This window comes from Peloplasma aerotolerans (assembly GCF_030012175.1).
In the GTDB taxonomy this organism is placed as follows: Bacteria; Bacillota_I; Bacilli_A; order Acholeplasmatales; family Acholeplasmataceae; genus Peloplasma; species Peloplasma aerotolerans.
The window spans coordinates 27,604-51,518 of record NZ_JASCXW010000012.1; the positions used below are offsets into that span (position 1 = coordinate 27,604).

Consider the following 23,915-nt stretch of genomic DNA (forward strand, 5'->3'; position numbering starts at 1 on the left):
CAGGATTAAATCAATCTAGTTCAATAAAATTAAAAACAAACGAACTCCATTCATTAGTGTCCACTAAATGGGGTTCGTTTGTCAATTATCCGTTATTTTGTTTTTCTGATCTTTAAATGGTCTTTAATCTCTTTTATCACTGCATTAGGATTCTCATAATAACTCATATGGAATACCCTCATCATCTGCCAACCTCTTGCTTCTAAAAACTTTTCTTGATGTAACAATTCTTTTCTTGCTACAATATCTTGATGTTCGACTAAATCACAAATAATACCTAATAGATATGTTTTTGATTCAGCATCATAAACTGCTAAATCCAATTTAAACTGTCCAATGCCAATACCTTGGTCAACATGATAACCTAATCTGGTTAGTCTTTCTTTTAAATCATTAGCCATTAAAGATAAGGTTAGTTTTTGCACATCAGATTCTTTTTGATATAAACCCATTAGAACTTGTTCAGCAAGTTCTTTGTTTTTATTCGATATGTAAAAACAATATCTCATAAAATCTTTTAACAACTTAGGACCCTTACCAGATAAGTCATCTACCTTTAATCCTTCAGGATGAAGAGAAGAGACGAAATATATCTTTTTCTTTGCTCTAGTAATCGCAACATTCAATCGATTTTGACCACCTTCATGGTTTAACCAACCAAAGCGGCGTTTAACAACACCTGTTTCATCTTTAGCATATCCCATAGAAAAAATAATAATATCACGTTCATCACCTTGAACATTTTCAATATTTTTAACAAATAGACTTTGATCTTCATGTTGATCAGTTCTAAAGACTTCAGCTTCTAATCTCTTTTGATGAACACCACGCCTAAATAACTCTTCATCAATTAAGTTCATAATTAAATCTCGTTGTGTACTATTAAATGTAATAATCCCAACAGATTCTTTTTCATCTTTTTCTTTTAGCACTTTCTTTAACAGTTCAACAACAGCATGTCCTTCAGCAACATTTCTTTTGTTAATAAACGTACCGTCTTTGACATAAACATAAGAAATTGGAGGTTTTGTAGGTGTTGAAACATTTGGAGAAATAATCAATTTTCCTTCATAAAATGCATGATTGGAAAATTCGATTAATTCTTGATACTGACTTCGATAATGGTAGTTAAGTAAAGCTTCTTTATATTTATAACGTGCTAAGTCAAGTAAACTTTTAGCATCATAAGCTACATTCGTAATAATTTCATCTTCTTCAAATAAATCATTTTCATCTAGTCTACCAAAGCCTAGAGAAGAAGGTCTTAATTGTTTAGGGTCACCAGCGATCACAACTTTTTTAGCTCGATAAATCGCAGGTATACCTTTTTCAACATACATTTGTGATGCTTCATCAAAAATGACTAAGTCGAACAAATTAAATTTCAAAGGTAAGATTGAACTGATTGCTTCTGGTGTTAATAACCAAACACGCACATGAGAGAATAGTTCAATATAAAATAAATCAAAAAACGCTTTAATGCTAGGTTTTTTATCACTTTCAAGCAATCTTTTAATATCCATAATGCGTTTTGTATTAGAAAAATCATAAGCATGTTTAAATAACTTCATGTCAAACGATTCTCTTGTGACTTCTTGTTTTTCACGAATTAAAGATTTTAGTTCATTCATTTTCCTTTCATAATCATCGATAATGAAAAGATACTTTTGATGTCTTGCTTTAAAGTCTTCTAAAAAGCCAGTGATATAAGCATCTAGAATATAAGTTCTATGCTTTTCTATTTGCTCAATAGATTTAAATAATGAATCACGAAGCAGTAGAATAATAAAAGATATGGCAATTGCTGGAAGTTTTAAATAATTCGTCTTTGTTTTATTTAAAGATTTCACAGAAGTCGCTAAATAATCAGCAAACCTTTGGTCTGAAATCAATGTCTTTATTAATTTCTTATCAATTGCTTTTCTTTGACTCATAAAAGATAGACGCATAGCATGCTTTTCATAGAAAGCTTTCTTTAATCTTCTACGTTTGAATATCCATGCTTTATCAGATTGTTCATGATAACTTTTTAATTCAACCATAAAACGGTTAAATTCAATTAAACTGCTTCTCGTAATCTTAGTTTCAAGTTTACCAAACCAAGGATACTTATTAAGAACTTCATGATAATCAAGAAATGTCTTTAATTTTGCATCCTTGTCAAAAACTGTAGATAATAAATCAATAGCATCAAAATCAATATTATCAATTTCTTGATTCATTGTATTATAAATATATTTAGGTGTAAGTTTTTCAATCACGTCTCTATCTTTAAGATATCTATTATAGAAATAAGCGATTGGTCGACCTTGTTTTTTATTTTGATAAAGCAATTTAATAGCTTGATTAAACGTATCATCTAGCTCCTTAATAGACTCTTCAAGTCTATAGACATCATTATTATGGGTACGTGCTGTAGGTTTTTGATCAATGAAATTTGAAAGTTGATCATAAAACTTTTGTTTAGCAGATGCATCATCAATCATTAAAGCATACTTTGATGATGTTCCAAGTCTTGCATAAATAACATCTAAAGCGACTTTCTTTTCACTAACGACTAAAACATTTTCTCCTCTTAAGACTTGATTGGCAATCAAAGAAGTAATAGTTTGACTTTTCCCTGTCCCTGGAGGTCCCCATATAACAACCTTTTTTTCTTCTTCAACCATTTCTATAACTTTTTCTTGTGAGAAGTTTATATCGTTAATATAGATTAACTTAGACTCATCAGTATTTTTATTTGATAAAGTAACATTAAGTGGTTTTTCTTTATCGTATAAATGCGATTCATCAATCAATCCTTCTAATAACTCATTATAAGTTTTTGTTTCAATGATTTTAGACATATCTTTTTGTATCATCGAAGAATAGAGTTGATATCTACCCATGGTTATATAAGGCTTAAGGATAAACTTAGATGCACGATTTCTTAGAAACATATCTTTACGTTCATTAACATAAGGTATAAAAGATGTTTTCTTAGAAATCGATAAAGATAATCCTAAAGTATTATAATAAGGTAGGATAACATCATTGATCGTCTTAAAAGATAAATCTGATATATCTGGCATCACGATATCTAGTGATGCTTTTTCCATTTTAGATAATGTAAGGACTAAATCACGATTTAAAACTAAATCTTTATCTGAATCAAACTTCATGCTATATGATTTTCTATTTCTTTCTAAAGTTACAGGCATATAAGCAAGAGGTGCTTTAATAGGAAATGCATCTTTTCTAAAAATACCTTCTACATAAGGATAGGCTAGATACAAATGATAGGTACCATAATCTTTATAATCTTTATTTACAAAGCGATATAATGTCGTTAAATGAGAAAAAATAGATTCATCAGATACATCAAATGTATAAATATTCTTTTTTCTTGATAAGAAGAGTTCTAACTCGAAACCTTTTTCTTCATCATATAAATCGTAACTAAGCATCTTTTGAATCTTACCCATATATAAATTAGGATTTGACTTAGAAATATCGGTTAAGCGATCTTTATAGCGGTCTAGAACACCATGAGCATGAGAAGAAACCTTCACTGAACGAATGTCTATGTTACTATATGCTAGAATAAGGTCTAAGAATAAATGCGCATATAAATCTAGAAAGTCACGATCAAGTCCAGGAATCGCTAAAAAGTCACTTAATCGAGACGGTCTTCTTTTAGACATCTCAACAAGCGCTTCATCACTACAAATAGGCTTTTTTTCACCTTCTGATTTTAATTTTGTTCTTAAGGTCTCTCTGAGTTCACTTAAGTCTTCAAGCAATTGATTCTTTTTTATCGCCATTTTATCACCTGATTGGTTTTGTTTCATTATACCAAGATATATAGAATATAAAAAGAAGTAGATAGTTGTTTAAATAAGAAATCCTAATATTATAGATACTAGCACTATAAATGGTGCGGGTATTTTTTTAGTGAGTAATAAAATAATCGTTACCATCAACACTAAAATATTATCAAAATAAAATCCACTATCTTGCATCAACTTAAATGCTGCAATCGCGATTAAACCACCAGCAACGGCACTAATCCCTATTAAGGCGACTTTAATCCCCTTCATCGTCCTTAGACTCGCCCATATTGGATAAACAAAGAAGATGAGTAAAGTGCCAGGTAAAAAGATAGCAATACCACTAGTTATAGCACCTAAGACTTGTTGAAAACTACTTAAGTCCCTTGAGGACATACCACCTGCATATGCACTAAAGCTAAACATGGGTCCTGGAATACCTTGGACAATACCAAAACCTGTTAAAAACTCTTGAAGGGTCATGAATTGGTGGACATCGACCAGATCAGTTACCATATAAGGAACAACAACTTGTCCACCACCAATGACTAAATAACCAAAACGATAAAATCTTTCAAATAAGAAAAACAGTCGATAATCAAATATTGTAGTTAATATGACACCTATAACTGCAAGGCTTACAAAAGCGATAAAATATTTCCATGGTGGTCGCATTTCTACTTTGTGCCATAAATTTTTTTCATTTGATACCAATAAATAGACGACTCCACCTGTAAGTAAAATGAGGGGATAGATAAATGCCATGGTCCAAAAGTAAGGTATTACCATCCCTAGGATAAATAAAAATAGTGTTAATTTGCTTTTAACAACTTTTCTACCTATACGGTATGCAGCAACTGCAATAAAACCTACGGCCATCGGTCCTATATATCTTAAAATATCAGTATCTACTTGATTTCTACTTAAAAAGAAGTACATAAATGATAATAAAGTCATAACAACAATCGCAGGCATCGCCCATACCAATAAAGTTAAAAAAGCTAGAAGAGGACCTCCTACTTTGTATCCTATTGAAGTAATAGTTTGTGTACTGCTTGGTCCAGGTAATATACCCGTTAAAGCAATAAGTTCTACAAGTTCATCTTCATTCAAATATTTTTTCTTGGTGACCATTTGATCTGTAAAGACACCATAATGAGCTTCTGGTCCTCCATAAGCACCTAATGAACAAATTAAAACATCTTTTAGAAAAGTTGACCATTTAACTTTTGATATGTTATCCATTATTATTCTTATCCTTTAAAATATTATATAACATAGTATAAAACATTTTATGATTTAATTATAATCATTTACAAATAAAAAAACTCTCAATATATCGTAAGGATTTACCTTACTTCTAATATGAAAGTTCATGTTTAAATGGTGCCTCCAACGAGAATCGAACTTGTATTTCAGCATTACCATTGCTGCGTTTTACCATTAAACTATGGAGGCTTTAATTTTTCTTCAATGCAATATCGATTTTAACTTAAATATGATTCAAAGTCAATTCTTATTATGATTATTTAGGAAACCATTATGAAATGAGTTCTATGCTATAATCAATCATATACATTAGGGAGTTGGAAAGATGGCTAAGCAAATTAAAAAGAACATTAAAAAATCAATAAAAAGAAGATCTAAAGTCAAAAGAAAAAGTAAATCTTCTCAATTAATATCAATTCTAGTTATTATTGGGATTGCTATTTTTGGGTATTGGTATGCAACCAACGATCCAGCACCACTAGTTGAGTATAGTGCACATCAAAATGAAGATGGCTTTTATTATTATACCTATGTAGATAGTGGAGATTATTATTACACTGCAAATGGATTAGAAGGTAATGTTTTACTGCTTAATGAATTAAGAGATATCATTCATCAGAACTTTGAACCAACAACTTATGATGATGCAAGAGTTCATCTAGCCCTAGCTGATCAAAGTTTAACAGACCCTACTAAAGTATGGAATATTTATAATGGAGTCCTTGTTGATGCTGAGTGGGATGCACAATCATGGCATAGAGAACACGTTTGGCCTAATTCAAGACTTGGAATGGAGCGTGTCACACAATCCGGTAGAAACCAAGGTAGTGACCTTCATAACTTAAGAGCGATTACTCCAGCGGTTAATAGTAGTCGTGGAGATAGATTCTTTTCGAATGGCTCAGGAGAAAATCATACGACCGATGATGGTGGATATTATCCAGGTGATGCGCATAAAGGCGATGTTGCTAGAATTTTACTATATATGGCAGTCATGTACGATTTCTTAATACTAACTGATGATGATTTAAATGACACTTCGAACCATTACACGATGGAAGGCACTAAAATGGGAAAACTTTCTTTATTGCTAGAATGGCACAAGGAAGATCCTGTCGATGACTTTGAAAGAAATAGAAATCAAGTGATTTATGAAGCTCAAGGCAATAGAAATCCTTTTATTGATAAACCTGAATATGTACATCTTATCTGGGAAGGTTTAACTATTGAAGAGTTAATTGAACCCGAACCAGAAGTAGAACCTGAAATTTCAGTATTTTCATATACCATAACGATGATGATTATTGAAAGAAAGGAACAATACAATGTCTAAATCATACCTATTACCTAAAGGTTTATATTTTATAGGGGATCCAGGTTTAATCATTAATAAGGATAAGACAGGAGATATACTTAGTAATCAATTGTATGATATCTTTTATAAAGACATGAATGCATTCCAAAAACTAACCATTGATGGTATTGATTTTTATATCACTAGAACAAAATCTGGAGATGGGATGTTTAATGACATAGGTACAGATACTGGACTTATATGTATTGTAGAAGTCAGTCAATTGGAAAATGATTCTAGATTTATCGATAGAACAAACAGCAAAGGTTGTCATTACATCGATATCAAAGAACAAGAAAAAGTAACTGTTGATGACTTTAATATTTATTTTGAGTCAGGATATCAAGTGATTACAAATATCTAAAACAATCAAAAACTTTAGTAAAATATATCATTTTTTGGCAAAAATATGATATATTTTTTAATGAAGAGGATGTGTAACTACTATGAAAATGATTTTAAGATTGGTAAAACCATATTGGCGAATGCTAACCATTTCACTGACTTTTAAGTCAGTTGGTGCGCTAGCCGATTTATTTTTACCTTGGATGATTGCCTATATGATTGATAAAGAGATTCCAAGACTTCAGGCTGATTCTACTTCAAATCTAAATTCACTTTATATGTTAGGTGGCGCGATGGTTGTCATCGCTTTTCTTGGTTTATACTTAAATGTAGCAGCAAACAGAAAAGCTGAAATGATTGCTGCACTTGCAGTAAAACAACTACGCCATGACTTATTTTCTAAAATAGAAGGGTTATCAGCATATCAAGTTGATGCATTAACAAGACCTTCATTAATATCAAGAATGACGACAGATACTTATAATATATATCATGCAACAGCTGTGATGCAGCGTTTAGGTGTTCGAGCACCAGTCTTATTGATTGGTGGTATTTTAATGTCTTTACTTATGGATCCGATGATGACATTAATTATGGTTGCTATGCTACCATTAATTATTATCATTGTATATTTTTATTCAAGAAAAGGGATTCCTTTATATAAAAAAACTCAAAAGTATATTGATTTAATGATTCGTAAACTAAGAGAATACATTTCAGGAGCTAGAGTTGTTCGTGCATTATCCATGAATGAACACGAAAAAGAAATGTTTAATAACGCCAATCAAGATACAGTGGATGCAGAACTAACAGCAACGATTACGATGGCTAAAATAAACCCTTTGATGCAAACCGTTATGAATATCGGTTTAATACTTGTCTTAATTGTTGGTGCTTACAGGTTAAGTGCTGGTTTGGTTGAAATTGGTCAGATTATGGCGTTTGTAACTTATTTTACGATTATACTTAACGCGATGATGAGTATTACAAGAATTTTTGTGATGTCATCAAGAGCTACTGCATCAGGTGAGCGTATCGATGAAGTCTTAAACTTACCAGTTGACATGAAAGATGGAACAAAATCAGTTGAAGTAAGAGAAGAAGTTCCCCATATTGAATTTAGAAATGTTTCATTTTCTTATACACAAAAAGAAAGTAATTTAACTAATGTTTCATTTAAACTTTATAAAGGACAAACGTTAGGTATTATTGGAGCAACTGGTTCTGGTAAAACGACAATCATTAATCTTCTAATGCGTTTTTATGATGTTGATTCAGGTGAAATCTTAATCTATGGACAAAACATTAAAGACATCAAACAAAACGATTTAAGAAAGAGAATTGGTGTTGTTTTCCAAAATGACTTGATTTTTGCTGATAGTATATATGGAAACATCCAGTTTAATCGAAATGTGATTACCAATGATGATATTGAGCTTGCAACACGTGTTGCTCAAGCTGAATTTATTTATGATAAAGAAGATGATATGAATCTGCAAATGGCACAAAGAGGGATGAACTTATCTGGTGGCCAAAAACAAAGAGTTTTAATTGCTAGAGCAGTTGCAGGTAAGCCAGATATTATGGTATTAGATGATGCATCATCTGCACTTGATTATCAAACCGATATGAGAATGCGTTTATCACTTAAAAAAGAATTAAAGAAAACAACAATGATTATTATTGCACAACGCATTAGTAGTTTAAGAAACTCAGATTTGATACTTTTAGTTGATGAAGGTAAAATTCTAGCAAGCGGTACCCATGATGAGTTAATGCAATCATCAGTCATGTATCAAGAAATTGCTTACTACCAATTAGGAGGTGAGCACTCATGATGTATGCAGGTAAACAAGGCAGAGGTAGAAATGACGGTTCACAAAAAGCTAAAAATAAAGCCTATGTTTTAAAAAGACTATGGAGTTACTTATATTTTTATAAAACAAAGTTAGCTCTAGCCTTAATTTTAACGATAGTTGCTAATGTCTTATCATTAATTGGACCTTACTTGACAGGTCGTACGATTGGTGCGATGGAAGATGGTGTTGATTTTGAACGCGTATTTTTCTTTGCTGGACTTATGGTTGGGTTCTATTTAATTAGTGCAATTCTTAATTACCTTTTATCCATATCAATGGTTAAGATTTCACAAAGTGTTGTTAAAAAAATGAGACAAGACTTATTCGATAAACTTAATCGAGTCTCTATTTCGTATTTCGATAAAAATCAAACTGGAGATATCATCAGTAAAATGAGTTATGATATTGATACGATTAATACTTCACTAGCTCATGATGTTTTTAATATCTTAACATCAGTTATTACAGTAACGATTTCGTTTGTCATGATGGTCATTATGTCACCAATCTTAGTTTTAGTCTTTGTATTAACGATTCCTATTTCAATTATTATTACCAAAGTCTTATCTAAGATTGTTAAAAGAAAATATCGTATCCGTAATCAAAAACTTGGAGAAATGAACGGTTTTGCAGAAGAGATGATTACCGGTCAACGCACGATTCAATCGTATGTTCAAGAAGAAGCGGTTTTAGCGAAGTTTGATGAAATCAATGAAGCAGCAACCACTGCTTCATACGAATCCGGGTATTACGCGACATCGGTAGGACCCGCTGTTAACTTTGTTTCTAACTTATCGGTTGCTTTAGTAGGTGTCTTTGGAGGTATCTTATATTTCATGGGTAGTATGACTTTAGGTAACTTAACAGCCTTTACCCTTTATTCAAGAAGATTTTCTGGACCGATTAACCAAATGTCTAATATTATTGCAGAAATTCAAAGTGCACTCGCAGCTGCTGAAAGAGTCTTCCTTGTCTTAGACCATGAAGAAGAGCCTAAAGATATTGAAGATGCATTAGAAGTTAAAGATATCAAAGGAGATATTGAATTTAAGGATGTATCCTTTGGATACTTAGAAAATCAAATCATCTTAAATAACGTGAGCTTAAAAGCACCAAAAGGTAATGTCATCGCAATCGTTGGACCTACAGGTGGTGGTAAAACCACACTTGTGAATCTATTAATGCGTTTCTATGATGTCGATCAAGGCCATATTTACTTAGATGGTATTGATATTAGACACTTAACAAGAAAGAGTCTTAGAAAGGCATTTTCAATGGTCTTGCAAGACACTTGGATCTTCCACGGGACCGTTTATGAAAACATTGCTTATGGTAATGGTGATGTCAGCAGGCTTGAAGTTGAAGAAGCAGCTAAGAAAGCTAGAATTCATACGTTTATATCACATCTACCTAAAGGGTACGATACAATCTTAACTGATGAAGGCTTAAGCATATCAAAAGGTCAAAAACAATTACTTGTTATCGCTAGAGCTATGCTATCAAGAACTAAGATGCTGATCCTAGATGAAGCAACCTCAAATGTGGATACACATACCGAGGTACAAATTCAGAAAGCAATGCTTGCTTTAATGGAAAATAAGACAAGCTTTGTGATTGCTCATCGCTTATCAACAATCCAAAAAGCTGATCTAATTTTAGTCGTTCATGAGGGAAATATCATCGAACAAGGCACACATGATGAGTTGATTGCTAAAAAAGGCTTTTATAATGAGTTATATCAAAGTCAATTTGCGTAAACTTCACTTATTTGTCTTATTTCCTTGTAATTCATACATCGGTTGTGTATAATGTAAATAGGCATTAAGTTGCTAAGTTATATTAAAAGGAGATTCAAAATGAAAGGCGTAGTAAAATGGTTTGACGCTGACAAGGGATATGGATTTATCTCATCAGCTGACGGGAAAGACATTTTTGTACACTTTAGTGCAATTCAAACTGAAGGATACAAAACATTAGCAGAAGGCGACCAAGTAGAATTTGATGTTAAAGACGGCGACCGCGGACAACAAGCGGCTAACGTAATTAAAGTATAATTTAAAAAGGTAATGGGGACTCGCAAGAGTCCCCCTTCTATTTTTATGGGATTATTAGTTAATACTCATATTCAATTATAAAGCATTTTGATCTTATTTTAAGATTGAAGTGCTTTTTTATATTGAAATCATATCTAAAGATATGTTTAGAATCAATGTATAAAATAATATACTAAATGTAAAAAATACTTGACATTGATAATTTTTTGATATATAGTTAAATTATCAAATATTAAAGGAGAAAAACTATGTCATATCAAGAAAAAAGAACCATGTTAACCATCTTTACAAGCCTAACCTTATTTACTATATATGCTACATTTGCTATTACTACATATCGAAATCAAATCAATATCACAAACGATCTTAGCTATTGGACAAGATTAATACTTATTTTTATTGGTATTGGTATTGTTGCTGCTATACTTTTACAAATTCTATTCCATATTGGATATTCAATACTTGTTGCTATTAAAGAAAAAGCAGCAAATCCAGATATCGATGATAAAGATATTGAAAGAATGATCAAATCGCAAATGGTTACTGACGAAATGGATAAACTCGTTGAACTTAAATCAATGCGTATAGGATTTATTTCTGCAGGTATTGGATTTATGTTTGCGCTTATTGCAATCTTATTAAACTATAGTCCAGTCATAATGATTAATATTATTTTCATATCATTTCATTTAGGGTCAATCTTTGAAGGCGTCACTCAGTTATATTATTATAAAAGAGGGATTAAGCATGGCTAATTTATATCAAGTAACAAATCATATAAGAACATTAAGATTTTTTGCTAATGAAATGACCCAACAAGAACTTGCTGAAAAAGTGGGTGCATCTAGACAAACCATTATTGCTATTGAAGCAGGTAAATATTCCCCATCTTTAGAATTAGCATTTAAAATCGCATTAGCATTTGATGTTAAAATAACTGAAGTGTTTGAATACGCTTTGAAAGGATCAACAAAATGAATGCTGTAATCTATTATAAAAAAACAAAACCTAATCCATTAATTTATCAATCCATAGAAAAACCAATACCTAAAGATGATGAAGTATTAGTTAAAGTTTACTCAGTATCCTTGAATGCTGCTGATTATCGATCGATGAGCATGGGAATCATTCCAAAAAACAAAATATTTGGATCAGATATTTCTGGTGTTATAGAAGAAGTTGGAAGTTCATGTCATCAATTTAAAGTTGGTGATGAGGTCATAGGTGACCTGTCAGCAATGGGCTTTGGTGGTCTTGCTGAGTATACTACCGCTAAAGAATCAGCTTTGATCTTAAAACCAAAACATTTAAGTTTTGATGATGCATCTGCAATTCCCATGTCTGGAGTGACTGCACTTCAAGCATTAAAAAACAAAGGGAACATAGAAATAAATCAAAAAGTATTAATTTATGGTTCTGGTGGTGGAGTTGGTACATTTGCAGTTCAACTTGCAAAGCACTTTATGGCAGAAGTATCGGTTGTTTGTGGTCCTAATAATATCGAATTAATGAAAACTTTAGGAGCAACTCATATTTATAATTATCAAGACATCAATTTTAAAGAACTAAAAGGTAAGTTTGATTTAATTCTAGCAATTAATGGAAAAAACAAACTGTCTTTATATCGACGCATGCTAAGTAAAAATGGAACATTCGTTGTCGTTGGTGGTGCACTTTCGCAACTTTTTAAAACGATGATCTTTGGACCAATATTGTCTTTAACAAATAAAAAAATGAGAGTACTTGCTGCAAAGCCTAATCAAGAGGATTTAAAATATGTTGCAGAACTTTGTAGCCAGAAACTTATTAAACCTATTATAGAACAAGTTGTTCCTCTTAAAGATGCACCACAAGCAATGCAATATCTTAGACAAGGTCATGCAAAAGGAAAAACCGTTATAAAGGTTTATGAACATGAATAGATAACACCTATCTTCAAAAAAAATGATAATGTGTGATTTTATTATATCTATTGTTTATGAAACCTTTACTATGATATAATAACCTCAAAGATAGGAGCGTTGATAAAATGGAGAAAGATCTATTAGAGGTAGAGCGCCAACACCTCAGAAATGTCGTTAAGGATTGCGATCCTAAACAGCTTGAAGAAGTTGAAAAAAGATTCGCCTTATTGTACACGTATGATGCTGTTGGTATGGAAGGTCATAACCGAATTCCTTATGAAGATGTAAAAAGACTAAGCCAAGCTAAAGCTCTACTCGAGTATAGCGAAAGAGAACAAAAAGAAATTCTCAATCACTTAAAAGCTTTTGAATTTGTTGTTAAAGAAGCGAAAGCTACACATGAATTTAACGAAGAAAAATTAAAAGATATTCATGAAATGCTAGTAGAAGGCATCTTCCAAGGTGGCGTCTATAGAAATGTTAACATCAATATATTTGGAGCATCTCATCAACCTCCAGATTATATTAAAGTATACGATCGTATGAATAAATTTTTTAACAATTTAAATCATTTTGAAGGTAATATATTAGAAAAAGCGACGTACGCACACGCAAGTATTGCGAAGATTCATCCTTTTGTTGATGCGAATGGTCGTTTAGCAAAACTGGTGCTCAATTACTTCTTGATGAAAGGCGATTACTTACCTATAACAGTACCGCTTGAATCAAGAGAAACATATATCGAAAAATTAGAAGCTTTTAAATCAGAAAAAGATTTGAAACCACTTGTTAATTTTTTCAAAGCTTTATTAATCAAGAGATACGAAGAAGAATTAAAAGAATTAGACTTATAAGAGTGCAATCGCACTCTTTTTTTTAGTAGATTTGACTGTTTTGTGTTAAAATAAATGAAGGTGATACTATGAGTTTAAATATTGGCGAAGTCAATAATTTAGTTGTAAACAGAAAAACAGATATTGGGTATATGCTTGACTCCGATGAGGGTGAAGTTTTTTTGCATAACAACGAAAGTCTTCACGAAGATTTAAAGCCTGGTCAAGCAGTTGAAGCATTCTTATACTTTGATCAAAAAGCAAGATTAGCAGCAACCTTAAAGAAACCATATATAACTGTCAGTCAACCAGGATTCTTAACCATATCCGATGTTCATGAATCTTTAGGTGTTTTCTTAGATATGGGAATAGCTAAAGAATTATTACTGTCAGCAGACGATTTGCCTTTTAATAAAGAAGAATGGCCGCGTGTCGGTGATATCTTATTCGTCTCAATAAAAGTAAAATCCAAATTTGTCGCTAAAATAGCTTCAAAAGAGGAAGTCAATCTAAAACCTGAAGAACCGTTAAATCTTAAAGATAAAGTTTTAGCTAGAGTTCAAAGAATTGGAAAAGAAGGCGTCAATTTGTTGACACCTGATGGTCACTGGATTTTTGTTCATCATTCATTATATAGAGAGACACTACGTTATGGACAAGAAGTCTCAGTTAAAGTCGTTTATCATTCTGATAAAGGTTATACAGGATCACTAGCTCCACAAAAAGAAGTTGCTCGATTTGATGATGCAAATATCATCTTGTCATACTTAATTAGAAATCAGGGAGAAATGAAGTTAACAGCTAACAGTACTCCAGAAGAAATATTAGAAGTATTCAATATGAGTAAGAAGGCGTTCAAACGCGCTATAGGAAATCTCTATAGAGAAAGAAAAATTGATTTTGTCGATGACAAAACAGTTTTGGTAAAGCAATAAGATGGCAACAGACAAGTACGAGAATGATCCGTTCGATAAATATGATCATTTGTTTGAAGAGCAAGAAAAGAAGTATCAGAAACAAAACAATTCAAGATACACATTAAACAAAAAAACAAAACAAAATATCATAAGAGATGCAAATGAATCAAAACAAAAACAAAACGATGATAAAGCAAGAGCATTTAAATCATTTGGTTTAATTTTTCTAGGTTTTGTTATTATTCGAATTATTATGATTGATGATATTAAAATTTCAAGTTTCATCATTCCATTTGTTATATTTTCATTTGTCAGCTATTCATATTATAAAAATTCAACAAAAAGGTGAGTATTTATGAGTCAAAATAAAAAAATGGTTGATGCAATCACATCAAGAGATGCTGATTTTGCACAATGGTATACAGATCTATGTTTAAAAGCTGAATTAATGGATTATAGTGATGTCAAAGGATTTATCATCTACCGTCCATATGGTTATGCCATTTGGGAAGGTATCCAAGATGATCTAAATCGCAGATTAAAAGAAACAGGACATCAAAATGTTTATATGCCTTTAGTCATTCCTGAATCTTTATTCCAGAAAGAAAAAGATCATGTGGAAGGCTTCGCTCCTGAAACTGCTATGATTACAACAACTGGTGTTGAAGAGCTTACTGAAAGATTAATTATCAGACCAACATCTGAAACATTGTTTTGTACACACTATAATAAAATTATTAATTCTTACCGCGATCTACCTAAACTTTATAATCAATGGTGTAGTGTCGTTCGATGGGAAAAAACAACTAGACCTTTCTTAAGAGGTAAAGAGTTCTTATGGCAAGAAGGCCATACTGCACATGCTAATGAAGCAGAGGCTAGAAAAGAAACACTTGATATTTTAGAAATATATCGAAAATTAGGTGAAGAATTACTAGCTATTCCTTTTATCACAGGTAAGAAAACAGAAAGAGAAAAGTTTGCCGGAGCTATTGATACTTATAGTATTGAAGCACTCATGCATGATGGGCAAGCACTTCAATCAGGAACGACACATTATTTTGGTCAAGACTTTGCGAAAGCTTTTGATATTAAGTTCCAAGATGAAAACAATAAACTTCAATATGTACATCAAACATCATGGGGTGTATCAACACGTTTAATCGGTGCAGTTATTATGGTACATGGTGATGATGAAGGACTAGTTTTGCCACCTTACATCGCACCAATACAAATCGTGATTATTCCGATCCAAGGCAATAAAGAAATTGTTCAAACAGCAACCAAAACCTTATATCAAGAACTAAAAGATGCAGGTTTTAGAGTTTTAGTCGATGATACGAATAAGTCTCCAGGTTGGAAGTTTAGCGAATACGAAATGAAAGGTGTTCCAATTCGTATTGAAATTGGTCCACGTGACTTAGAAAAAAATGAAGTCACCATGGTAACTAGATACAATAGAGAAAAACAAGCATATCCAATTGATAAAATCGTTAAAGATATGCCTAAAATCTTAAAAGATATGCACAATACATTATATGAACGTGCAGTAACATTTGTTCAAGCAAATACATATCAAGCAAAAACATATGATGAGTTTAAAGATTATATTCAAAAAGGTGGTTATGTTGCGATGAGTATTTTTGGTGATGAAGCAGAAGTAATCATCAAGCAAGATACGACAGCTTCAGCTAGAGTTCTACCTTTTGATCAAACATTGATTACGGACATATGTCCAGTAACGAATAAAAAAGCCACTCAAACCGTTTGGTTTGCGAGAGCTTATTAAAAGAATCTAAGCACTATTTCCACATATATGTGGAGTAGTGCTTTTCATTTTTTATTGTTTTTAAAATAAGAAATAAACCGCTTTGAAAAAGTTATTATTTCCCTCATTGCAACTTAACTAACAAGAAGAAATGAAAGTTTACACCACAACTCAAATGTAATACAATGTATTGCATTATTTCTTTTTTTGTAGTACAATGTAATACAGAGGAGATGATTATATGTCTATATCAATTAGAATGAACGAAAAAGAGTTAGAACTTATAAAAAAATATGCTGAACTGAATGGCTCATCTGTTTCAGAGGTTATGCGAAAAGCTATATTAGAAAAAATCGAAGACGAGTTCGATATTTTCTTGTATGAAAAAGCATTTAAATCATACGAGCAAAACCCTAAAACATATACGATTGAAGAAGCAAAAACTTTATTAGGTATCAAATGATGTATCGCGTTGAGATAAGTGAGTACGCACTAAAGACCTTTAAAAAAATGGATAAGCAAATAACAACGATGATCTTTGCATGGATATCTAAGCATTTGGAGAACTGTGAAAACCCAAGAGTCCATGGGAAAGGATTAACTGCTGACAAAAAAGGAATCTGGAGATACAGGATTGGAGATTACAGATTACTGGTACATATTTTTGATAATCGATTAATTATATTGGTCGTTGATGCTGGTCATCGAAGAGATGTTTATAAGTGATAAAGAAGTTTTTTTATGTATGGACATAACATACAAGAAAACATATAAGAAAACATACAAGATAAACTACTTCATGGTATAATATACATAAGAGGAGTTGATGATATATGTCCTATAAACCACCTTATGAAATAAATTCATCGATACTTAATAGAGTTGCTGCCATCATGAAAATGATTGGTAAGTTTTCTAGTATGAATAATTTGAGTAGCCAGCCCTTATTAAGAAGAAAAAACCAAATAAAATCTATTCATTCATCTCTTGCCATTGAAAATAATCAATTATCAGAGTCTCAAGTCAAAGATTTGATTAATGGTAAGCTTGTCATCGGACCACAAAAAGATATATTAGAAGTTCAAAACGCAATCAATGTTTATGAAAACTTACAGGATATTAATCCATACGCTCAAAAAGACCTACTTAAGTACCATAAAATACTTATGACCTCCCTCGTCTTTGATGCAGGTTCATATCGAAAAGGACAAGTTGGTGTGTTTAATGATGAAAAAGTAATCTTTATGGCACCATCTGCAGATAGAGTACCAGCTTTAATGAATAATCTCTATGATTACTTGAATCATTATGACGAGAATATACTCATCAAGTCATGTGTATTTCATTATGAGTTTGAATTTATACATCCTTTTAGTGATGGTAATGGTAGAATGGGCAGACTTTTTCAAACGTGCTTGCTTGCTAATGAAGAAGAACTCTTTTACTATTTGCCTGTTGAATCCATCATTAAACAAAAACAAAAAGCATATTATGATGCAATATCGAAATCGAATAAAGAAGGTGCATCCACAGTATTTATTGAGTTTATGTTGGATGCTATTATAGAAACGATGAATGATACCCTAAAGCAATCAAATATAGAAACAGGCAGTTTATCCATTCAAGCGAAGAAGTTGCTTACTGTTTTAGAGGAAGGTATTCCATATACTACTATAGAGCTTATGGATAGGGTAGGTATAAAATCTAGAGCATCTTTTAAAAAGAATTATTTAGATCCACTGTTACAATCAAGTATGATTGAAATGACCATTCCCGAAAAACCAATGAGTAGAAATCAAAGGTATATAAAAAAGTATATAAAGTTGATATAGTCTCACTAAAACTATATATGAAATAAAGATATTCATATCAGTCTAGACTGATAGTCACTAAAAAAACGAGAATGTCTGGAGGACATCTTAATATCGTAAACCCCATTTTATGTTAATATGGGGTCATTTTATTAGTTCCTACAACTCGTCTTTCATTTATCTAATACCATCAATTGATTGATTATATCTATCCATGAAGGAAATTGCATATTATTTAGAAGTGATTTATGCGTATTTTCATCAATGTAATTAACTTGAAATGAATACTTAAAAACTTTAACAATACGAAAAAAATCACCCTGACTTCCAGAGTGACATACAGTTATCATAGCTAAAATTATTTTATTACTTTATATTCTACTGCTTATTTTAGTTTCTTAGTTTTCTTTTCTGGAACTGGGTCATATTTAGGTTTAAACAAAGGATTACATTTCAAAATTCTTTTCATTGTTAAAAAAGAAGCTTTAAAAAAGTTAAACCTCACATAACATTCTTTTGCATATGCAGAACATGTTGGTGTATATCTGCACTTATGATTACTATTTGGAGAAATCTCTCTTTGATACCATTCGATCAATCGAATTGCTAATTTTTTCATCTTTTCACCGTCTTTATTATAGCATTTTTTAAGACTTATGTTAAATTTCATATTTTCTAATTAAAACGATTTGTTGCACATAAAAATGTGCTATAATATTTATATAGAATGTGAAAACGATTACAGGAGGTTAAGCATGAAAGAGTATACCACCAAGGAGATACGCAACATTGCTGTTTTAGGACACCAAGGATCAGGCAAAACCAGTATTTCTGAAGCATTGCTCTTCGCAAGTAAAGCAATTGATAAAAAGGGAGAAGTTGAAAGAAAAAATACTGTTTCCGACTATCTAGTTGAGGAACAAATTAAACAATCAAGTCTTTCACTCAGCGTTTTACCAGTTGAATGGGAGAACTATAAATTAAACTTTATAGATGTTCCTGGTAGTGATGAATTTGTAGGAGATATTACACAAGCATTAGAAGTTGTAAAAGGTGCAATCATCTTAATAGATGCAACTAAAGGTGTGGAAGTAGGAACTGAACGTATTTGGCAAGAAATAAGAAAACGTCATATTCCTGCAATGATTTTTGTAAACAAAATGGATAAAGAAAATGTCAAGTTCGAAAAAGTACTTGATGATATCCGTGAAAAACTAGGTAAAAAAGCAGTTCCATTCTGTTGGCCAATCGGACATGATGAAAACTTTGAAGGTTTCGTTAATGTCATCGAAATGAAAGCAAGAATCTTCGATGGTGTTGAAAGTCACGATGCTGAAATATGGGACGAGAAGAAACCTAAAGTTGATGAGCTTCACAACATGATTTTAGAAAGTGTTGCTGAAACATCAGAAGAATTATTAGATTTATATTTATCAGGAGAAGAAATTCCTGAACAAAAAGTTAAAGATGCACTTCGCCTAGGAATTATTGATGGGGAATTAACACCAGTCCTCGTAGGTAGTGCAACAAAAACAATTGGTGTTAGAACTTTACTCAATATGTTAATTGATTATTTACCAGCACCAAACGAATTAACACCACTCAAAGGTAAAGATGCAAAAACTGGTGCAGAAATCATCAGACGTACGACTGATGATGAACCATTTTCAGCATATGTCTTCAAGACAACAGTTGACCCTTTCTTGGGTGCAGTTAATATATTAAAAATTAACTCAGGTATTTTAAAACTTGGACAAGAAGTTGTTATTTCTAATAAAGGCGACAATAAAAAAATAACCAATATATTTGCACCTCGTGGTAGAACACAAATAGAATGTACAACATTCCATGCTGGCGATATGGCAGCTGTTGCTAAATTAGATGGTATTGAAACAGGAGATACACTTGCAGACCCTAAGAGTCCAATTGTCTATGAACCAGTTCCAATTCCAACATCAGTAATCTATATAGCAGTTCATCCAAAAAACAAAAATGATGAAGATAAAATCTCGATGGCACTTCATCGTATTAATCAAGAAGATCCAACATTCGAAATTAAACGTAATAAAGAAACATCTCAACTCCTTTTAGGTGGGCAAGGGATGACACACTTAAACTACGTTTTAGAAAGAATGAAAAATATGTTTAAAGTAGACGTTGATGTTGAAGAACAAAAAATCGTCTACCGTGAAACAATCAAAAAGTCTGTTCAAGCAGAAGGTAAACATAAGAAACAATCTGGTGGAGCTGGACAATTCGGACATGTATGGATTAAATTTGAACCAACCAAAGAACTATTTGAATTTTCAGAAGATGTATTTGGTGGAGCAGTTCCTAGAAACTACTTCCCTGCAGTTGAAAAAGGCTTAATAGAAACATTTGAAGCAGGTCCTCTAGCAGGATTCCCTGTAATTAATGTTAAAGCTACGTTATATGATGGTTCATACCATCCTGTTGATTCAAATGAAATTTCATTTAAACTTGCTGCTTCATTAGCATTTAAAGATGCTGTAAAAACTTGTCAACCAACAATCTTAGAGCCTATCGTTAAAGTTGAAGTCACTGTTAAAGATCAATTCGTTGGAGATGTTATGGGTGACATGAATAAAAGACGCGGACGCGTTCTTGGTATGAATCAAACCGAAGGATATCAAGTCGTGATTGCTGAAGTTCCAGAAGCAGAGATTGTTAAATATGCGATTGACCTAAAAGCTATGACTCAAGGTAGTGGTGTGTTCACACGTGAATTCTTAAGATATGAAGAAGTTCCGAACAACTTAATTGATAAAATCGTAGAAGCTTATAAAAAGTAAACTGACACAAGCCCCTCTAATATCAATTAGGAGGGCTTGTTATGCTTTGTGAGGTGTGTAAGAAAAAAATAAGAACACAATTAAATATTTTCAATATCTTTCAAACTGAAAAGCATCACATTTGTGAAAGATGTTTTCAAAAGTATCCCCTGTTATCTGGATATCAAACGATTCCAATTGACCATGGGATGATGAATCACTATTATTTGATATCAAAAAATAGAGATGTATCTCCGATATCTTACATGTCATTTTTAAAGATTTATTACATCCATTATTTAAAACATCATAAACATCAGATTATTCTCTACTTTGATATCTTAAGCGATCAATTATACGAAATATTGGATTCTCTAAGGCTTGGCGATATCTATTTAGTCACGCTTTATGATAATATAAAAAAAAAGGAGAAAAACTATGAAATTCGAAGTACTAGGTAAAAATGGTTTTGTTCCAACAAAGGCAATCAAAGATTATGCAGAAAAAAGATTTAGCAAGGTCGTATCCTTTTTCGGCCCAGAGGTGATTTCAGAAGTACGGGTGGTATGCAAGGTGTATAAGGACCACCACAAGATCGAAGTAACGATTCCTGCAAAAGGACAAGTCTTAAGAGCTGAAGTCTCAGATATGGATATGTATGCAGCAATCGATAAAGCAAATGATAAACTCGTTGCTCAAATAAGGAAACACAAGGATAAGTTAAAGAAAAACCTTGAAAAGGAAGGCATCAAACAAGCTTATAGCCATGAATTTGACGCAGAATCATTAGAAAAAGATATTCTAGCAAGTCAGCTAGTTAAAAGTAAAAAAGTTGATTTGAAACCAATGTCATCAGAAGAAGCTATCGCAGCAATGGAATTATCAGGACATGATTTCTATGTGTTTTTAGATAAAGAATCATCTAAAACAAATGTAGTTTATAGAAGAGATGATGGGGATTATGCGATCATTGAAACTCAACCTTTATAAGGAAGCGAAAGCTTCCTTTTTTTAAAAGTTGTTATCATAGGTTGTAAAAAAAAAAAAATCATATATAATGTAAATAAAGATTGATTCGATGGGGGAAACATCATCAATAAACTTGAAAATATAGATGTTTTATCAGGTTCTGGTTTGCACTATGAGTTTAACATTGATAATGAAATCTACAAATATAATACATTAAAAAAAGATCTCACTATGAGATTATATCCCACGCAACCTCTAGTCAGATATTCTACAAGATTTTATGCGAGTAATTATTCCAGTAGTACTTATCAACCATCAATAGAAGTTTATTTTGGTGATTGGTTTGTGTCTGATACAAGAAAATCAGTTAATTGTTATGGTTATGCATTTAGACTTGATTTATTTGTTAGTCCTGATCACTTTTCAACTCAGCAACAAATAACGACACTAGAGCAATTATATTCTAATGTGACAGCAGACTTGAATTTTTTAGGTATTGGTTATAGATTATTGTCTAGCCCAAATGATAACACTAGTAGTAATGAGGTGATAATCGCAATGAGGTTAGGAATTAATTCTGAAATTCCATCATTGAAAGATTATCATTTTGTTGTAAAACATTCAAATGGAAGATGGGTACATAAACCTTCCAAAAATCCTTCAGAATTATTTTGCTCATCAGCATATACACCTGATGAAGTTGTGTGGAAAATGCTTATCGATGACGAAGGTAAAATATTCGATCAATATGACAGCGAAACAATATACATTGCTGTTACCTTTTAAGGAAAGTGGTGAAAATGTATGAAAAGAAGTGGTATATCTATTTTCCTATTAGTGCTTTTAGTATTTTCAGTGTATGCTTGCAAGCCTAAATCGGAGTTAATATCAACTCCAGGCACTGTTTTTGAACTCAATGATACCGAAATTGCTTACATAGTAACAGGATACACAGGAGATTCAAAGGATATCGTTATATCAAGTATACATAACGATTTACCTGTAATTTCGATAGCTGATGAGGCATTCTTAAATTTAGACAATATTGAAAGTGTTGCACTTCCAGATACCATCACATCTATTGGTAAAGATGCTTTTATAGGTACAAATATTAAATATTTTACTGTTCCAGTCAACCTGAAATACTTTGGACAAGCTCTAGAAATAAACGAAGTTCAAGTCGTGTTAAAGGAAAACCATAATTACCTAAAACAAATGGAAATATCTGGACACAAAACTATTGTAACAAAAGATGAAAAAGAACTTCTTTATGTTGAGATTGCAAAGGAAGCTGACTCTATATTTGTTTTGCCAGATAATTTCGAGTATATTGGACCTAGAGCAATGTCTAAAACTGATTTTAAGGAGATTTTTCTTCCAGAAAGCCTTATAGAAATAAAATATGCAGCTTTTTCCTTTAATAGTGATACTATCATTCATTTACCTAGTTATTTAGAAGTCATCGGAGTCGCTGCATTTGTTAAATGTAGATTCACAGGAAATCTAGTTCTACCAGAAGGATTAAGTGAAGTTGGTGCACTTGCTTTCTATGAAAATGCATTAACATCTGTCGTATTTCCTTCAACAATTGAAAAGATCGGAAGATATGTTTTTGACAACAGCAATAATGCCTTTCCTAATTATAATGATATACATACGTTAACATTTAATAGTTATATATTACAAGGCGATGCTCACGAACAATTTTCTTCATATTTTATTTTTGATAATTATAGAGATACATTGATTGACACATTAACGATTTACCTTCCAGAAAATGAAGAACAAGCCTCTAGACTTAGACAAGCTATACTAGATTCTATGGAGTTTGCAGAAGATCATATATCTAAAGAAATAGAAATAATTTTTATTCCATAAGATTTTTATAAGTACTTTGAAGAATAACAAAGGTAACACTTAATAATAGAATAAAGTTTGTTTTGAGATAATAAAAATAAGTGTAGTTTATAGAAGAGATGATGGAGATTATGCAATCATTGAGACTCAACCTTTATAAGGAAGCAGAAGCTTCCTTTTTTTAGTCATTGCAAAAAACCATATAATGGTAAAATAATGACCTTATTACATTCTTAAACTCAAATAGTAAATCATAGTCTTTATACCATCTGTGACTAGCGTACTTACAGTTAAGTGATATGATCAATATAAGGTAATTGATTTGTGTGATTGATTTGATACGATGAAGTGTGGTAAAATAAAAAAAAACGATA

22 protein-coding genes and 1 tRNA gene are annotated in these 23,915 nt (G+C 31.8%); 19 read left to right on the forward strand and 4 right to left on the reverse strand.

What is annotated here, in order from left to right:
* Positions 1-92: 92 nt before the first annotated feature.
* From QJ521_RS04740 to QJ521_RS04750, 3 genes are all read right to left on the reverse strand, one after another.
* A complete protein-coding gene (locus tag QJ521_RS04740) occupies positions 93-3,803 on the reverse strand; it encodes an AAA domain-containing protein (RefSeq protein WP_282839287.1) in 3,711 nt (1,236 codons plus the stop codon).
* Positions 3,804-3,872: 69 nt separating this feature from the next.
* Positions 3,873-5,054 (reverse strand): chromate efflux transporter, encoded by a 1,182-nt coding sequence (chrA, locus tag QJ521_RS04745; RefSeq protein WP_282839288.1) that lies wholly within the window; start codon positions 5,052-5,054, stop codon positions 3,873-3,875.
* Between the two features lie 139 nt (positions 5,055-5,193).
* Positions 5,194-5,267 (reverse strand) — tRNA-Thr (locus tag QJ521_RS04750).
* A gap of 136 nt (positions 5,268-5,403) precedes the next feature.
* Here QJ521_RS04750 and QJ521_RS04755 point away from each other — a divergent pair.
* From QJ521_RS04755 to QJ521_RS04825, 15 genes are all read left to right on the forward strand, one after another.
* On the forward strand, positions 5,404-6,411 hold the full coding sequence (locus QJ521_RS04755) for an endonuclease I family protein (RefSeq protein WP_282839289.1): 1,008 nt from the start codon (positions 5,404-5,406) through the stop codon (positions 6,409-6,411).
* Positions 6,404-6,796, forward strand: coding sequence for a hypothetical protein (locus tag QJ521_RS04760; protein ID WP_282839290.1), 393 nt, complete (start codon positions 6,404-6,406; stop codon positions 6,794-6,796). Before QJ521_RS04755 ends, QJ521_RS04760 begins: the two co-directional genes overlap by 8 nt.
* Positions 6,797-6,878: 82 nt before the next feature.
* Positions 6,879-8,615, forward strand: coding sequence for an ABC transporter ATP-binding protein (locus QJ521_RS04765; protein WP_282839291.1), 1,737 nt, complete (start codon positions 6,879-6,881; stop codon positions 8,613-8,615).
* A complete protein-coding gene (locus QJ521_RS04770; protein WP_282839292.1) occupies positions 8,612-10,393 on the forward strand; it encodes an ABC transporter ATP-binding protein in 1,782 nt (593 codons plus the stop codon). Before QJ521_RS04765 ends, QJ521_RS04770 begins: the two co-directional genes overlap by 4 nt.
* A 99-nt stretch (positions 10,394-10,492) precedes the next feature.
* Positions 10,493-10,690: a cold shock domain-containing protein gene (locus QJ521_RS04775; RefSeq protein WP_282839293.1), complete on the forward strand. Its 198-nt coding sequence runs from the start codon at positions 10,493-10,495 to the stop codon at positions 10,688-10,690.
* 248 nt (positions 10,691-10,938) lie between these two features.
* On the forward strand, positions 10,939-11,445 hold the full coding sequence (locus QJ521_RS04780) for a hypothetical protein (RefSeq protein ID WP_282839294.1): 507 nt from the start codon (positions 10,939-10,941) through the stop codon (positions 11,443-11,445).
* The gene (locus QJ521_RS04785) at positions 11,438-11,668 is read left to right on the forward strand and encodes a helix-turn-helix transcriptional regulator (RefSeq protein WP_282839295.1); all 231 of its coding nucleotides are present in this window, start codon (positions 11,438-11,440) and stop codon (positions 11,666-11,668) included. The genes QJ521_RS04780 and QJ521_RS04785 overlap by 8 nt, the downstream gene beginning before the upstream one ends.
* Positions 11,665-12,612: an NAD(P)-dependent alcohol dehydrogenase gene (locus tag QJ521_RS04790; RefSeq protein ID WP_282839296.1), complete on the forward strand. Its 948-nt coding sequence runs from the start codon at positions 11,665-11,667 to the stop codon at positions 12,610-12,612. Before QJ521_RS04785 ends, QJ521_RS04790 begins: the two co-directional genes overlap by 4 nt.
* 107 nt (positions 12,613-12,719) lie before the next feature.
* Positions 12,720-13,448, forward strand: coding sequence for a Fic family protein (locus QJ521_RS04795; protein WP_282839297.1), 729 nt, complete (start codon positions 12,720-12,722; stop codon positions 13,446-13,448).
* 68 nt (positions 13,449-13,516) lie between these two features.
* Positions 13,517-14,362 (forward strand): CvfB family protein, encoded by an 846-nt coding sequence (locus QJ521_RS04800; protein WP_282839298.1) that lies wholly within the window; start codon positions 13,517-13,519, stop codon positions 14,360-14,362.
* Position 14,363: 1 nt separating this feature from the next.
* Positions 14,364-14,693 carry a hypothetical protein gene (locus QJ521_RS04805; RefSeq protein ID WP_282839299.1) on the forward strand — a complete coding sequence of 110 codons (330 nt, stop codon included), beginning with the start codon at positions 14,364-14,366 and terminating at the stop codon, positions 14,691-14,693.
* A gap of 6 nt (positions 14,694-14,699) precedes the next feature.
* Positions 14,700-16,133 (forward strand): proline--tRNA ligase, encoded by a 1,434-nt coding sequence (gene proS / locus QJ521_RS04810; protein WP_282839300.1) that lies wholly within the window; start codon positions 14,700-14,702, stop codon positions 16,131-16,133.
* Positions 16,134-16,353: 220 nt separating this feature from the next.
* Positions 16,354-16,575: a type II toxin-antitoxin system RelB family antitoxin gene (gene relB, locus QJ521_RS04815; RefSeq protein ID WP_282839301.1), complete on the forward strand. Its 222-nt coding sequence runs from the start codon at positions 16,354-16,356 to the stop codon at positions 16,573-16,575.
* A complete protein-coding gene (locus QJ521_RS04820; RefSeq protein ID WP_282839302.1) occupies positions 16,572-16,838 on the forward strand; it encodes a type II toxin-antitoxin system RelE family toxin in 267 nt (88 codons plus the stop codon). The genes relB and QJ521_RS04820 overlap by 4 nt, the downstream gene beginning before the upstream one ends.
* Before the next feature lie 107 nt (positions 16,839-16,945).
* Positions 16,946-17,944: a Fic family protein gene (locus tag QJ521_RS04825; RefSeq protein WP_282839303.1), complete on the forward strand. Its 999-nt coding sequence runs from the start codon at positions 16,946-16,948 to the stop codon at positions 17,942-17,944.
* 364 nt (positions 17,945-18,308) lie between these two features.
* Here the strand turns inward: QJ521_RS04825 and yidD are convergent, their stop codons facing one another.
* A complete protein-coding gene (gene yidD / locus QJ521_RS04830) occupies positions 18,309-18,542 on the reverse strand; it encodes a membrane protein insertion efficiency factor YidD (protein ID WP_282839304.1) in 234 nt (77 codons plus the stop codon).
* A 136-nt stretch (positions 18,543-18,678) separates the two neighbouring features.
* Here yidD and fusA point away from each other — a divergent pair, with 136 nt between their 5' ends.
* The 4 genes from fusA (at position 18,679) to QJ521_RS04850 (ending at position 23,562) form a co-directional block, all read left to right on the forward strand.
* Entirely contained in the window at positions 18,679-20,736 is a 2,058-nt protein-coding gene (gene fusA / locus QJ521_RS04835; RefSeq protein ID WP_282839305.1) for an elongation factor G, read from the forward strand.
* A 417-nt stretch (positions 20,737-21,153) separates the two neighbouring features.
* Positions 21,154-21,705 carry a ribosome hibernation-promoting factor, HPF/YfiA family gene (gene hpf, locus QJ521_RS04840; protein WP_282839306.1) on the forward strand — a complete coding sequence of 184 codons (552 nt, stop codon included), beginning with the start codon at positions 21,154-21,156 and terminating at the stop codon, positions 21,703-21,705.
* Positions 21,706-21,915: 210 nt separating this feature from the next.
* A complete protein-coding gene (locus QJ521_RS04845; RefSeq protein ID WP_282839307.1) occupies positions 21,916-22,470 on the forward strand; it encodes a hypothetical protein in 555 nt (184 codons plus the stop codon).
* An 18-nt stretch (positions 22,471-22,488) separates the two neighbouring features.
* Complete coding sequence (locus QJ521_RS04850) at positions 22,489-23,562, forward strand: leucine-rich repeat domain-containing protein (RefSeq protein WP_282839308.1); 1,074 nt, start codon at positions 22,489-22,491, stop codon at positions 23,560-23,562.
* Positions 23,563-23,915: the final 353 nt, after the last annotated feature.